Source organism: Streptococcus salivarius (assembly GCF_002094975.1).
GTDB lineage: Bacteria > Bacillota > Bacilli > Lactobacillales > Streptococcaceae > Streptococcus > Streptococcus salivarius_D.
In genome coordinates this window covers 791494-805179 of record NZ_CP015283.1, presented here as the reverse complement: position 1 = coordinate 805179, position 13686 = coordinate 791494, and the positions used below count along the sequence as shown (strand labels likewise).

17 protein-coding genes and 1 riboswitch are annotated in these 13686 nt (G+C 39.3%); of the genes, 4 read left to right on the top strand and 13 right to left on the bottom strand.

Annotated elements, in window-relative coordinates:
* Positions 1-125 precede the first annotated feature (125 nt).
* A complete protein-coding gene (locus tag V471_RS04225; RefSeq protein WP_084871132.1) occupies positions 126-1025 on the bottom strand; it encodes a helix-turn-helix transcriptional regulator in 900 nt (299 codons plus the stop codon).
* Between the two features lie 373 nt (positions 1026-1398).
* On the opposite strand from V471_RS04225, the gene V471_RS04220 reads away from it, so the two are divergent.
* Positions 1399-2160 carry an IS110 family RNA-guided transposase gene (locus V471_RS04220; protein WP_157108258.1) on the top strand — a complete coding sequence of 254 codons (762 nt, stop codon included), beginning with the start codon at positions 1399-1401 and terminating at the stop codon, positions 2158-2160.
* A 19-nt stretch (positions 2161-2179) separates the two neighbouring features.
* Positions 2180-2566: an IS110 family transposase gene (locus V471_RS04215; protein WP_002886743.1), complete on the top strand. Its 387-nt coding sequence runs from the start codon at positions 2180-2182 to the stop codon at positions 2564-2566.
* 113 nt (positions 2567-2679) lie between these two features.
* Here the strand turns inward: V471_RS04215 and V471_RS04210 are convergent, their stop codons facing one another.
* From V471_RS04210 to V471_RS04200, 3 genes are all read right to left on the bottom strand, one after another.
* The gene (locus tag V471_RS04210) at positions 2680-3330 is read right to left on the bottom strand and encodes a phosphatase PAP2 family protein (RefSeq protein ID WP_045001950.1); all 651 of its coding nucleotides are present in this window, start codon (positions 3328-3330) and stop codon (positions 2680-2682) included.
* Positions 3331-3332: 2 nt separating this feature from the next.
* Positions 3333-3890, bottom strand: coding sequence for an ECF transporter S component (locus V471_RS04205; protein ID WP_049529098.1), 558 nt, complete (start codon positions 3888-3890; stop codon positions 3333-3335).
* Positions 3891-3970: 80 nt separating this feature from the next.
* Positions 3971-4093: riboswitch (FMN riboswitch) on the bottom strand.
* 105 nt (positions 4094-4198) lie between these two features.
* The gene (locus V471_RS04200; protein WP_049529100.1) at positions 4199-4708 is read right to left on the bottom strand and encodes a tRNA (cytidine(34)-2'-O)-methyltransferase; all 510 of its coding nucleotides are present in this window, start codon (positions 4706-4708) and stop codon (positions 4199-4201) included.
* Between the two features lie 277 nt (positions 4709-4985).
* Between V471_RS04200 and trkA the strand changes: the two genes are divergently transcribed.
* Together trkA and V471_RS04190 are read left to right on the top strand one after the other, a co-directional pair.
* On the top strand, positions 4986-6335 hold the full coding sequence (gene trkA, locus V471_RS04195) for a Trk system potassium transporter TrkA (RefSeq protein WP_014633874.1): 1350 nt from the start codon (positions 4986-4988) through the stop codon (positions 6333-6335).
* Positions 6336-6341: 6 nt separating this feature from the next.
* Positions 6342-7781, top strand: coding sequence for a TrkH family potassium uptake protein (locus V471_RS04190; RefSeq protein WP_045769250.1), 1440 nt, complete (start codon positions 6342-6344; stop codon positions 7779-7781).
* A 22-nt stretch (positions 7782-7803) separates the two neighbouring features.
* Here V471_RS04190 and yidD read toward each other — a convergent pair whose 3' ends face one another.
* The 9 genes from yidD to racE all read right to left on the bottom strand — a co-directional run bounded on the left by yidD (position 7804) and on the right by racE (position 13635).
* Positions 7804-8052 carry a membrane protein insertion efficiency factor YidD gene (yidD, locus tag V471_RS04185; protein ID WP_013990033.1) on the bottom strand — a complete coding sequence of 83 codons (249 nt, stop codon included), beginning with the start codon at positions 8050-8052 and terminating at the stop codon, positions 7804-7806.
* On the bottom strand, positions 8052-8777 hold the full coding sequence (locus V471_RS04180) for a pseudouridine synthase (protein WP_049529103.1): 726 nt from the start codon (positions 8775-8777) through the stop codon (positions 8052-8054). Before V471_RS04180 ends, yidD begins: the two co-directional genes overlap by 1 nt.
* Positions 8778-8868: 91 nt before the next feature.
* Entirely contained in the window at positions 8869-9450 is a 582-nt protein-coding gene (gene scpB, locus V471_RS04175) for an SMC-Scp complex subunit ScpB (RefSeq protein WP_049553981.1), read from the bottom strand.
* Entirely contained in the window at positions 9443-10156 is a 714-nt protein-coding gene (locus V471_RS04170; protein WP_049553982.1) for a segregation/condensation protein A, read from the bottom strand. The genes scpB and V471_RS04170 overlap by 8 nt, the downstream gene beginning before the upstream one ends.
* Positions 10156-10917 (bottom strand): site-specific tyrosine recombinase XerD, encoded by a 762-nt coding sequence (gene xerD, locus V471_RS04165; RefSeq protein WP_013990030.1) that lies wholly within the window; start codon positions 10915-10917, stop codon positions 10156-10158. The genes V471_RS04170 and xerD overlap by 1 nt, the downstream gene beginning before the upstream one ends.
* The gene (gene cbpB / locus V471_RS04160; RefSeq protein ID WP_002883680.1) at positions 10871-11353 is read right to left on the bottom strand and encodes a cyclic-di-AMP-binding protein CbpB; all 483 of its coding nucleotides are present in this window, start codon (positions 11351-11353) and stop codon (positions 10871-10873) included. Before cbpB ends, xerD begins: the two co-directional genes overlap by 47 nt.
* Entirely contained in the window at positions 11350-11871 is a 522-nt protein-coding gene (locus V471_RS04155) for a metallophosphoesterase (RefSeq protein ID WP_084871131.1), read from the bottom strand. Before V471_RS04155 ends, cbpB begins: the two co-directional genes overlap by 4 nt.
* Positions 11853-12827: a nucleoside-triphosphate diphosphatase gene (locus V471_RS04150; RefSeq protein ID WP_002886529.1), complete on the bottom strand. Its 975-nt coding sequence runs from the start codon at positions 12825-12827 to the stop codon at positions 11853-11855. Before V471_RS04150 ends, V471_RS04155 begins: the two co-directional genes overlap by 19 nt.
* On the bottom strand, positions 12820-13635 hold the full coding sequence (racE, locus tag V471_RS04145) for a glutamate racemase (RefSeq protein ID WP_002883619.1): 816 nt from the start codon (positions 13633-13635) through the stop codon (positions 12820-12822). The genes V471_RS04150 and racE overlap by 8 nt, the downstream gene beginning before the upstream one ends.
* Positions 13636-13686: the final 51 nt, after the last annotated feature.

The following is a 13686-nucleotide window of genomic DNA, read 5'->3' as shown; positions in this document are numbered from 1 at the left end:
AGTAGTGAGAATAGTGTAAATAAATTTAGTTTTTTCAAAATAAAACTCCTTTTAACTGTTATTTATGTTTCTATAGTAAACATTTAACCATTAAAAAAGTAGTGACATTTATGTCACCACCATTTCTATAAACCATCTGCCGCTTTCCCTGCTTTTATACTTTCTTCTAAAACCGAGTCTTCTAAAACGGAAGCAAACATTATGGCCTTATCGTAATTCTCTGCAGCCTTTTTCTTATTTCCCTTATGCAGAAGTTCATATTTAGCTTTGAGAACAAAAACACTAGGTTTATAGCTATAGAATTGTGATTTTTCTATAACGGCTAATGCTTTATCCACAACTGTTAAGAAGTCTGAAAAGGAATTGTGAAAAATCTTCAAAGCAGCAATAGCCATCAAATCATTAAATAAAACAATATTATGGACATCATCTGTCCAAATTTCCTGATTTAATACTCTCTTTACGATTTTTTCAAAAAGTTTTTTGTCATACTGTTTTCTTCCATAAAGATGGAAGAAATAATAGTCAATAACTAATAAATCGTTAGTTGAGAATTTCTTCTTCCTTTTGACCTGTTCAAATAAATCTTCATATATTTCCTCAACCTTTGGACTCTCCTCCCAACTAGTGAAACTTAATATATTTTCCAAAATATCTAGAGTTAATAGTTCTTCTTCTGGAAGAAGTTCAAAGAATTTCTCATAGACTTCCTCAATTAAGGCAAGTTTATCCTTTATTCTTTCTGGGTTTCTGTACGTTGGAAACTTAATCAAACGATTCTTCATCTCATAATATTCATCAGGGATAGTAATATTGTCATGATCCAATAGATCGGCCATATTTTTTCCTAGACGTTTTGCGATGTAAGATAGTCTATCTAAAGACGGGAGAGATTCCCCTTTTTCAATGCGAATTAACTGGCGAACAGTCAACTCCGCACCATCTAAACATAGTACTTCACGTGACATCTGCTGACGTTCACGCTCAGTTTTGATTCTTAGTCCAATGCTGTCTTTTATGTTCAAGAGACTCTCCTTTATTCAAAAGTTTAAAAATATTATATCATAATTATAATATAATTAATATACAGTTAATATGATTTTAACAGAATAATAGTCAAAAAAAGCTATTTTTATACATTTTATATAAGAAGACCCTTCCTTTGCATCAAAAACTCTAAGCAGGCTTAGCCTGCTAACTCATGACAGAAAAGAAAGTTCGGCTTATAATGAAGGTGAACAATACCAATCCGTTGTCTTTAATAGGGCTTTGCCTAGCCTGTATCAAAAACTGGATGAACAAGAGTCATGAGATAACTCGAATATGCCTTGAGCATGAAAATAAAATTACTAATAGCCTCTTGTTCTATTGTTCAATAGTTAACAGGAGGTTTTTGTAATGGAAGTTATGATTGAAACTTGTTGTGGAATTGATGTCCACCAAAAGTCTATCGTTTGTTGTATTCTAGATGGTCCACTAGAAAGCAATAAACCTAAAAAGATTCAGAAAAAATTTGGTACAACAACTATAGCTCTCCAAAACGCCTTAGATTGGTTATTGGAAAATCACGTCACACATGTCTTTTTTGAAAGCACTGGCCAATATTGGGTACCACTCTTTAATATATTCTCAGACTCAGAACTCAATTTGATATTAGCTAACCCCCAACATATTAAGAATGTGCCTGGTCGAAAAACAGACATGAAAGATGCCGAATGGATTGCACAGCTCGGACGTTGTGGACTTATTGAGCCATCTTACATTCCAAGCCCTGAAGTGATGCAGTTACGTTTACTCACTCGTAGGTTACGTTCTTACAAACAACGTCAAACTCAAATAAAGAATGAGATTCATAACCTCTTACAACGTGCTAATATCAAACTAACCAGCTATCTTTCTGATATCTTCTCTAAGACAGGACAGTCTCTTTTAACGCTCTTTATCAATGGGGAACTCATTGATTATGACAATGTGACAGCTTGTATTCACAAGCATGTCAAAGCAAGTCCCGAAGAATTAATGGAGGCCATGAATGGGAAGTTGTCACTGGAGGATGGATTTCTCTTGGAGCAAAGCCTAGAAGAATATCAATTGTATCAAAAACTCATGAATAAATTAAGGAGTGAAATAATAGCTTATATCGAAAAGGAGTTTCCCTGAAGAAAATAGATTACTTCAAATGATTCCTGGTGTGAGTGAAACTTGTGCAGCCACTATTTTAGCTGAGATTGGACCAGATGTGAAGGCTTTTCAATCGGACGCACACTTAGCTTCTTGGGCTGGGCTCTGCCCAGGATCTTATGAAAGTGCTGGCATTAAAAAATCCTCACATATCACGCAAGGAAATCGATATATCAAACAGGCTTTGACCATGTCGGGATTGATTGCGGCTCACTCTAAAGACAATGCGTTTTCATCTTTTTATAGCAAAATTTCCCAAAGAGGAAGTAAGATGAAAGCCGTCATTGATTGCGCACATAAGCTACTTCGTATCATTTACAAAATTCTCGCAACACACCAAGAATACGACAAAGAAAAAGTGCTAGGACTGAGGCAACAGTTCTAACACCAAAAATTTAAAAAATCTCAATTACAGTATAACACAAGAAGAGTTTTTTGCGCTATTTTTGATGTTTTTTTCAAATAAAAAACATGCAGTTCAAAAACTACATGTTTGTTTTATTTCTGTTTACTTTGGAATCGCCATTCAAAGCGAATGCGGTCATAAGTTGGATAGATAGCATTAATCAACCCAAAGGCTAAGGTAAAGCCAGCTAAAACATCTGTTAGATAATGAACACCCACATAAATACGCGAAAGTCCAACAAGGAAAATCAGAAGCCCAGTAATACCATAAACTGCTATTTTAGATTCTTTTTTCGCCAAACGCTGAGCAAGAACAATGGCAATTGCTCCAAGAATCATAAAAGTTCCCAAAGAATGACCACTAGGGAAAGAATAACCACTAGCATGCACTAAATGCGTAATTGATGGGCGTTGACGCTGATAAATATACTTTAAACTTACAATCAAGATACTAGCGAGAAGCCCACTGGCACCTACAAAGATAGCTTCTGCTTTATACTGACGTAGATAAAGCCAGATTACTGCTACGATTGCAATAATAGCCTGTACGGGCGTATTTCCAAGTATGGTAATCGTTTTAAAAAAGCGTGTCAGTCCTGCCGGTAAGTCTCCTCGAACCCAAGTTTGAATGTTGCTATCAAATCCTGTCAAGGCTTCAGGGTAGAACTTAACCATGTAACCGAGAGCAACAAATAACAATAAGGCAAAAGAAGCATAAATATAATGTGTGTGTTTGTGTTTCATATTTATAATTTTACTAGAATAGACTTAAGTGGAGCATAAATCAGAGCAAAGGTTACCGCAAAAATCAATCCTTGAAGTAAATTGAAAGGTACTACCATAGCGAAAAGATATTTATAGAGACCTATGAATTGCGCAATATCAAAGTTGGCAAATTTAGCATAGAGTGGTACTGCATAAATATAGTTAAGAATAACCATAGCAACTGTAAGCAAGACAGTTCCTACAACAGAACCAAAAATATAATTCTTGCTTGTTTGATTTTTCTTCCAAAAATAGCTTAGGCCCCAAACAAAGACTCCTAGAGCAACGAAATTCATAGGAAGTCCAATCATTGATCCTGGACCACCATTGTTTAGCAAAAGCTTCAACAATGAACGAAGCAAGAGAACACCAATGGCACTCTTAAAATCAAAGATAACCAAGGCAATCAGAACAGGAAGGATTGAAAAATCAACCTTCAAAAAGTCTGCTGCTGGAATCAATGGAAACGAAAAATAAAGCAACAAGAATGAAACTGCGGATAAAATGGCAATGTAAGCCAATTTACGTGTGTTTGTCATAAAAAAATTCCTCCAAATTTTAACAATTTGAAAGAAGTTCCCAATGGATTTGCCTATGCCAAAAAAGCCTACGCAAAAAGACTGGTCTTCTTCCATCCAGACTGTACTGTCGGTTGAGGAATCACACCTCATCAGCTTGCGCTCGCGGACTTATCTATAGAATCACCGCCGGTCGGGAGTTTCACCCTGCCCTGAAGACCTTTTAAGAATAACATAAAAAAACCTTGGTGACAAGGTTCTCAAATTATGGATTTCTAATCTGTTGATAGTCAATGACTATAGATACTCTTATAAGAGAAAATAGACCTCTATTTTAACTTGTCATGCTGATAACGATGACTCAGCTCCAAGCCCTCAAACTGTTGCTGACGAAGTGCTTCGTAAACAATCATACAAACAGTGTTGGACACATTTAGACTACGCACATGTTCATCATTCATCGGAATACGAATAGCTTTTTCAGGATGCTCACGCATAAAATCTTCAGGTAGGCCTGTATCCTCACGACCAAACATAAAATAGTGGTCCTCACCATCATCATAGGCCTCTTCTGAATAAGTCTTATCCGCAAACTTGGTGACTAGATGCAAACGACCATCTTGATTTTTGGACATGAAATCTGCCAAATTATCATAATAAGTGATGTCAAGCTTATCCCAGTAGTCTAGACCTGCACGTTTCATTTTCTTGTCATCAATTGGAAAGCCCATAGGACGGATGATATGAAGAGGGCTATTAGTCGCTGCACAGGTACGTGCTATATTTCCGGTGTTTTGTGGAATACGAGGTTCAAACAAGACAATATGATTACGTGACATCTCAATTCTCCTAGACATAAAAAATACCATGTCGCCCGGAGTCAAGCTCAGCAGACGACATGGTTGTGGACGTTCATTAGCTTAAATCATGACAGGTTAGATTTAAAATAACGAATCTTTGAATATATTTTAGCACTTCTGGTCTAAAAGTCAAGACTATTTAAAGAAAAATTTCACCTTTATTCACTTAAATAGGAATAGTTGATAAAGCTAGCTGAAAAGGATGATTTTTCCGCTAAAATAGAGTATCATAGTAATGATTATTTGGAGGTAACTCATGCGTATTATTGTCGTAGGTGCCGGTAAAGTCGGTACCGCACTCTGCCGTTCTCTTGTTGAAGAGAAGCACGATGTTATTTTAATTGAAGAAAAGGAAGAGGTCCTCAAACGCCTCAGCAAACGTTATGATGTTATGGGCTTTGCTGGAAATGGGGCTAATTTTAAAATTTTGGAACAAGCCGAGGTTAGTAACTGCGATGTCTTTATCGCGATGACTGATAAAGATGAAGTAAACATGATTTCAGCCGTTCTGGCTAAACAAATGGGTGCCAAAGAAACTATTGTTCGTGTGCGTAACCCAGAATACTCAAATGCTTATTTCAAAGACAAGAACTTTCTTGGATTCTCATTAGTGGTTAATCCTGAACTTTTAACAGCTCGCTATATTGCCAATACAGTTGAATTTCCAAACGCCCTATCAGTTGAGACTTTTGCTAATGGACGCGTTATTCTTATGGCATTTAAAGTCACTGAAAATAGCCAATTGTCTGGTATGACAATGGAGCAATTCCGTAAGAAATTCGGCAATATTCTAGTTTGTACGATTGACCGTCAAGGTGAACTCATCATTCCAGATGGGAATGCTACCATGCAAATTGGGGATAAGATTTATGTCACTGGTAAACGTGTTGATATGGCGCTTTTCCACAGTTACATCAAACCAAAAAGCATCAAAAAACTTTTGTTGATTGGTGCTGGGCGCATCTCCTACTACTTGCTCAATATCTTGAAAAATAATCGTATTAAGGTCAAATTGATTGAGCAAAAAATGGACCGTGCGCAAACCTTTAGTCAGGTCTTCCCTGAAGTTTCTGTTATCTTAGGTGACGGTACTGCTAAAGACCTTCTTCTCGAGGAAAGTGCAGCCAGTTATGATGCCGTAGCTACCCTAACTGGAGTAGATGAAGAAAATATCATCACCTCTATGTTCCTCGAAAGCCTTGGTATTCACAAGAATATTACTAAAGTCAACCGTACCAGTCTTTTAGAGATTATCGATACACGTGAGACAACAACAATTGTCACACCTAAGAGTATTGCCGTTGACACTGTAATGCACTTTGTCCGTGGGCGTTATAATGCTAAAGACTCAAGTCTCGATGCCCTTCACCATGTGGCTAATGGTCGTATCGAAACCTTGCAATTCCAAATTAAGGAAAACAACAAAATTGCTGGGAAGAAACTTTCTGAGCTTGAATTTGCTAATGGTGTCCTTATCGCTGCTATTATTCGCAATGGAAAATCTATTTTCCCAACGGGAGAAGACAGACTCGCTATTGGGGATAAAATCGTGATCGTTACACTCTTACAAAATGTAACTCATATTTACGACTTGTTGAAGAGGTAAGCTGCCATGAATCGATCTATTGTCCGTTTTCTTATTGCCAAGCTCCTGCTTATTGAGGCTGCTCTCTTGGTTGTACCACTTATCGTTGCCCTCATTTATCAAGAAGATGCCAAAGTATTTGCCAGCATCTTGGGTACGATGGGGATTCTTCTCTTTCTCGGAGTGCTTGGTACTCTCTTTAAACCGAAAAACTACCATATTTACACCAAAGAAGGGATGCTTATTGTAGCCCTCTGTTGGGTGCTCTGGTCCTTCTTTGGAGGATTGCCCTTCGTCTTTGCTGGTCAGATTCCAAGTGTCATTGATGCCTTCTTCGAGATGAGCTCTGGTTTTACAACCACGGGGGCTACTATTCTCACAGATACTGGTGTACTTACCCACTCCCTCCTCTTCTGGCGAAGCTTCGCCCACTTGATTGGAGGGATGGGGGTATTGGTCTTTGCCCTAGCCATCATGAACAACAGTAAAAATGGTCACCATGAGGTTATGCGTGCAGAGGTGCCTGGTCCAGTTTTTGGTAAGGTCGTGGCCAAGCTCAAAAATACAGCTCAAATTCTTTACATCATCTATTTAACCATGTTCGTTATTTTTGCTGTTATTCTCTGGCTTTGCGGTATGCCAATCTTTGATAGTATCATCACTGCTATGGGGGGCGCAGGTACTGGGGGATTTGCTGTCTATAATGACTCTATCGCCCACTACCACAGCGATCTGATTACCTATGTGGTTACTGTTGGTACCCTACTCTTTGGGGTTAACTTCAACCTTTATTTCTATATCCTCCTTCGCAAAATCAAGTTTTTCTTCCAAGATGAAGAACTACGTACCTACTTTGCGATTGTGGCTATTTCAACTGGTTTAATTATCCTCAATATTTTTGGAATCTACCACAATTTGGCTGACTCTTTCAAATACTCATTTTTCGAAGTGTCAACCATTATCACAACAACTGGTTTTGGTCTGACAGATATTACCAAATGGCCACTCTTCTCTCAGTATATCCTACTCCTCCTGATGTTTATCGGGGGATCAGCGGGTTCTACGGCTGGTGGTTTCAAGGTTATCCGTGCTATGATTATTGCTAAGATTGCACGAAATCAGACCCTGGCTAGCCTCTATCCTAATCGTATCCTGTCACTTCATATTAATGGAAGTGTTCTCGATAAAGAAACGCAGCACAGTGTTCTCAAATACCTAGCTGTATATGTACTCATTATACTAAGTTTAGTCACTGTTTTGTCACTGGATAATCAAGACCTCTTGATTGTGACAAGTGCTGCTGCTTCAACCTTTAACAACATTGGACCATTACTTGGAACGACTGATAGCTTTGCTATTTTCAGTCCTTTATCTAAGCTTATCATGGGATTTGCTATGATTGCAGGACGTTTGGAAATCTATCCTTTACTACTCCTCTTCCTGCCAAAAACTTGGTCAAAAACTTAAGCATAGAAAAACTCCTTTGGATTCATTTATCCAAAGGAGTTTTATTACGTTTTAGACTAAAATAATCTGGCACTGGATCATCTCCAGTCTCTGATAGGGGGTGACATCTTAAGATACGGGCAATTCCCATAAGAACTCCCTTTAAGCCATGCTTTTCTATTGCTTGGATCATATAAACCGAACAAGTTGGACGAAAACGACAAGACGGTGGAAATAGGGGAGAAATCCATCTCTGATAAGCCCTGACCAAGGCAATCAGAAATCTTTTCATTATTTGACCTTATTGACAGCAGCGTTATGAAGCTGGCTGATTTCTTTCTTATTTAGACGGCGTGATTCACCTGGACGAAGACCTGTCAAATCAAGGGTCCCAAAACGTGTGCGAGACAACTTATCAACGAGCAAGCCCACTGATTCAAACATTTTCTTAACCTGGTGGTTACGCCCTTCATGAATTGTCAATTCAACAACTGAACGATTCTTTTCATGGTCAACTTTGATAATATTGTAACGTGCTGGCTTGGTTTTTTTGCCATCAATGACCACTCCACGAGTCAAAGGACGAAGGTTCTCCTTGGTCGCAATACCTTTGACACGCGCCAAATAAACCTTGTCAATCTCATTACGTGGGTGAATCATTTTATCGGTAAAGTCACCATCATTAGTCAAAATAAGTAGGCCAGTCGTATCCCAGTCAAGACGACCAACAGGATAGATACGTTCCTTAACGTGGGGCATGAGGTCAATCACCGTCTTACGATTTTTCTCATCAGATACCGAAGAAATAACCCCTCGTGGCTTATTAAGAAGATAATAGACCTTCTCTTCATTATAAATTGGGCTACCATTTACCTCAACGACATCACCGTTTTTGACAATAGTTGCCAATTCCGTAACGGTCTTCCCATTTAGGGTCACACGACCTTCTTTAATCAGTTCCTCAGCCTTACGACGGCTGGCCACACCAGCGTGGGCAATATATTTATTAATTCGCATTCTTTTTCTACAGCTTAAGCTGTATCCTTTCTACCTAGCATCTCTGCTATGTTTCTTTATTTTTAATGATTAGTTTCAACAAGGTTTACTCTTAATTGTCCAAGTCCTCAAGCTCCTCTGGAGCATCTTCCCTAAAGAGACTCGTTTCTTGCTCTTCAAGTTCTAGTTGATCAATAGCAACAAGTTCCTCTAAACTATTAATCCCCATAAAGTCTAGGAAATAATCAGTAGTCGCATATAGGTTAGGACGACCGACAGCATCTTTTTTACCAGCCTCTTGAATGAGATCAAAGGCCTGAAGTTTAGCAATAGCACCACTAGAATTAACACCTCTAATGTCATCGACTTCAGCACGTGTAATAGGCTGTTTATAAGCAACTATAGAGAGGACCTCGAGACTCGCTCGTGATAGACTCTGGTTGATTGGCGTTTTAGAATAGTTACGAAGGAGACTTGCAAAATCTGGCTTAGTCACCAGCTTATAGGTATTTGACGATTCCAATAAACAAAGAGCTGAATCCTCATCTGCCGCGTACTTGGCTTGCAATTTCTCCAAGGACTGAGTCAGACCCGTCACTGGCATTTCCAAAAGCTGCGCCATAGTACGTAGACTAAGACCATCTTCACCAGCCACAAAAAGTAAAGCTTCTAATCGTGCTAAGTGACTACTCATTCGTCCATTCCTTTCTTAGTGTGATTGTACCAAAAATTGTTTCCTGCTGTACTGATATGCGATGTACCTTAATCAATTCAAGAGTTGCCAAAAAGAGGGTGATTACTTGATTCATATCTTTGGCATCTGTGAAAAGTTCATCCAGATACAGCTCATTTTTTAAGCCGAATGCTTCCTCAATAATCAGCATCATGTCTTCAATTTTATAATCGTCACGCGCAATAGTCGTGTGATTTCGGCGAATTTCTTCCTGCTTTTCAGCCATGATTTTTGAAAAAGCCAAGAAAATATCTTGAATGGTCTTATCCTGATTCAGCGTCACATCTTCATAAACCAATTCAACTTTTGGTTTTGAAAAATACTGAGCTCGTACCTCATGCTGCTTAGCCAACTCTTGACTAGCTGCTTTGAAGCGTGCATATTCTTCCAATTGACTCAAGAGCTCTTGTTCAGGATCATCTGCTTCAGGCTCAGCTTCCACCACTGTGGGCAGAAGCTTACGACTCTTAATCAGCATGAGCTGACTAGCCATAAGCATATATTCCCCAGCAACTTCAAGCTTCATGGCTTGCAAGGTTGCCAAATAAGCCAAGTATTGCTCGATAACTTCAACAATGGGAACATCGTAAATGTCTACCTCATACTTAGAAACCAGATGGAGCAACAAATCCAGTGGCCCCTCAAAATCTTTTAACTTAATATCCATTAGGTTTTATAGTATTTCTCCAAGGTCACTGGACTTTTTAGTCCCAGTAAACGAGCAAGTTCAAAGGCGCCCGTTCCCTTTTCAATCTGTCTAAGAATAAATTGCTGACGCAAGACTTGAGCAGTTACATTCGATAAGCCACAGTCACTAACATAAGTCTGGATTTGCTTATACAGCCATTGTCGAGTATAGACCTTACCCAAAAGCAAGCCCTGGCTGTTGACATCTTTAATAGCCAACAAATACTGCTTCACATCTGCTTCAAGTCTGAGAACACGCTTAGTGCTTCCCTTGGCCACAGTTACAACACCAAAATCCAAGTCAATATCGGACCAGTCCAACTCCAAAATCTCTGAAGGTAATAGCCCCAACTCTAGAATCAGCAGACAAGACAGCTTACCAACCCCTTCACGCCCCTCATAAAGCGATGAAAGATCCAGTATTCGCAACTTATCCTCCTGAGAAGGTATCGTAACCGTCTCTGATAGTTTGAAAAATTTCTCTAATTCCCCCTTTTGATAGAGGTATAGCAAAAATTGATTGACCGCAGAGCGCTTACGCTTTTGTACGGATGGCTTCCATTCCTTCAGTTGGTTTTCATAGAGCTTGAGACTGGTTTGATCAATTTGTCCTGAAATCGACGTTGCAAACTGCTTAAGATCATAAGCATAAGCTTGCTTTGAACTCTCCGAAATGACCTTAGTAGCCAGAAAATCAGTGATCTGAGTTGTCAGTTGTTTTTGGAATGATGATATAGTCATGTGTAAAGTCATGTAAGAGGCTATTAACCGCCTTTAGAATCGATTTTCGTGTGATAATTCCTTTGAAAATACCTTGGCTGTCAACCACAGGAAGGAAAGGATTATTAACTAGCTTATGCATTACCTCATTTAGATTGGCATTATCTTCCACTGTTTCCACGACATCTGATGTCATCGGTCCGATATCACGGTTAACCATCTCCCACTCTTGCAAGTTATGTTCATCTTGATAACGCTTAATATCTGTCAAAGATATGGTCCCAAGATAGTGCTTATCCTTAGTCAAAACGGGAACGCGCGAATAACCATTGCTTGTCAAAAGCAAGACCACATGATCAGCGTTGTGACTATCAATAAAAATAGCAACCTGATCTGATGGAATTAAATAATTATCTAAATGAGCCAACAAAAAATCTTCAAATTCTTTAGCAATCATCGTTCAAATTCCTGTGTAAGTTCTGAATAAAGTTCATGGTCACGTGTGTAATATTCTACACGAATTTTTGAACTGTTTATAATCACCTTAGCATAAAGTTTCTCATGGATAGGTCCACGTGGCTGTGAAACAGATCCTGGGTTGATAAACACTGTCTTACCATTTCGCCAAGCTACTGCCGCATGCAAGTGGCCATAGAGGCAAATATCTGCATCCTCTTGTTGCGCCCAAAGATCTAACTTGTCCCAGGTAAAATTAATGCCATAAAGATGACCATGTGTTTGTGCAATAATCACATCACCAAGTTTTACGACCAAACGTTCTGGATAACCTGAATCATAATCACAGTTGCCACGAACCACATGGATACCTTCCCAGACAGGATCACTTGATTCTAACTCAGAATCTCCGTTATGGAAAATAGCATCTACCTTCCCCTGATAACGATTTTTTATATCTACTACAATGTCACGTTCTCCATGGGAGTCGCTCATTACGATTATTGTTTGTTCTGCCATGCTGGGAAGACCTCCATAAGTTTCTTAACAGCTTGTCCACGGTGAGATTGTTCATTTTTCTCTTCTGCAGAAAGCTCTGCTGCCGTTTTACCCGTATTACCAACTAAAAAGAGTGGATCATAACCAAAACCATTGTCACCTTTCGGTTCTCGGCCAATATAACCCTTCCAGTCGGCATCAACAACCAAACTATCACGTCCAGGGGCTGCAACAACTAGGGTTGTATGGAAGTTCGCAGTACGTTTGCTATCATCAAGCACCATAGCCAGCTCGTGTAATAATTTAGCATTATTTTCATCATCCGTAGCATCAGGACCAGCAAAGCGAGCAGACCAAACTCCTGGTAAACCTCCAAGAACATCTACCTGCAAACCAGAGTCATCTGAAAGGACCATTTTACCAGTTAATTCAGAAATGGTTTCCGCCTTCAAGCGTGCATTTTCTTCAAAGGTCATACCCGTTTCAGCAACTTCAGGAAGGTCTGGATAATCATTAAGATTCTCTACCTTAATACCTAGTTTTCCAAATAGTTTACGAAATTCCTTGGTTTTTCCTTCATTGCGTGTCGCAATCAATAGGACATCACCAAAGTCTGATTTGTTATCAGAACCAAAGAAATCGCTCAAGGCGACACCTTCTCTAGGCACATGTACATAGACAAGCTTATCTCCTTCACTAACTACCAAAGCCCCTTGATGTTGCGTAACAGCTAGGTCACGACCAGTTTCCTCTTTCAAGCAATCCAAAATAAAGGATACCAAGCGAAGGTCTGAAGAATGTTTCGCAATATGTAACTGAAAGCCACTAACAGCCAAAACGTTAGTCAAAGCTTGGAAAAAGTCAACAAATTGCTCATAGGCCTCATCACCACCAAAACAAGTCAAGTGATTGTAGTTTCCAAAACTAGCCAAATACCAGTCTTGTTCGTCTTTATATTCAAAAATTGATTTAGTCATTTTCTAACTCCTTGTCCAAATCGACATGTTGGACAGCAACTTCTTCACCTAGCCATTGTTCTGCGATTTCTTTAAAACCAAGCACACTAGCCGTGGTGTAATATTCTTCCGTCTTGTCTTCGACTTCACGGCTACGATTAATCTCAAAATAATTGAGCAAAACAGAAACATCACGAACTGTTTCCGCTCCGCTATCAATTAGCTTGACACTTGGCCCCATAACATTTTGGATGATGGGACGTAAAAGTGGGTAATGGGTGCAACCCAAAACCAAGGTATCTACCTTACCGACTAAAGGTGCCATGCTTTCATAAACAATTTTTTTAGCCACACTTGAGTTAATTTCATTGGATTCAACAATAGGGGCAAAGCGAGGACAAGATAAACTCAAGACATTCATTTGTGGTGCCAAATGCTTAATTTTTTGTTCATAGATGTTAGAGGCAATCGTCATTGGAGTCCCAATGACACCAATATGACCCGATTGGCTAGACTTAATAGCCGCACTAGAACCAGGCAAAACCACACCTAGCACTGGGATATCCAAGGCTCCTTTGATTTCCTCCCAAACTACTGCTGTTGCCGTATTACAGGCAATAACAATCATCTTTACATCTTTGGTCAGAAGGAATTTAACCAACTGCCAGGTATACTGTCTGATTTGTTCTGCCGGTCTAGGACCATACGGTGCCCTAGCAGAGTCACCAATATAAACAATAGACTCGTGAGGCAACTGACGTTTAAGTTCACGTACTACCGTCAGTCCTCCGACACCAGAATCTAAAAATCCTATAGGTCGATTATCCATCTTGCCTCCTTATCCCCTAGGTTACATGTAAAAAGCTGAGATTCACGTCCC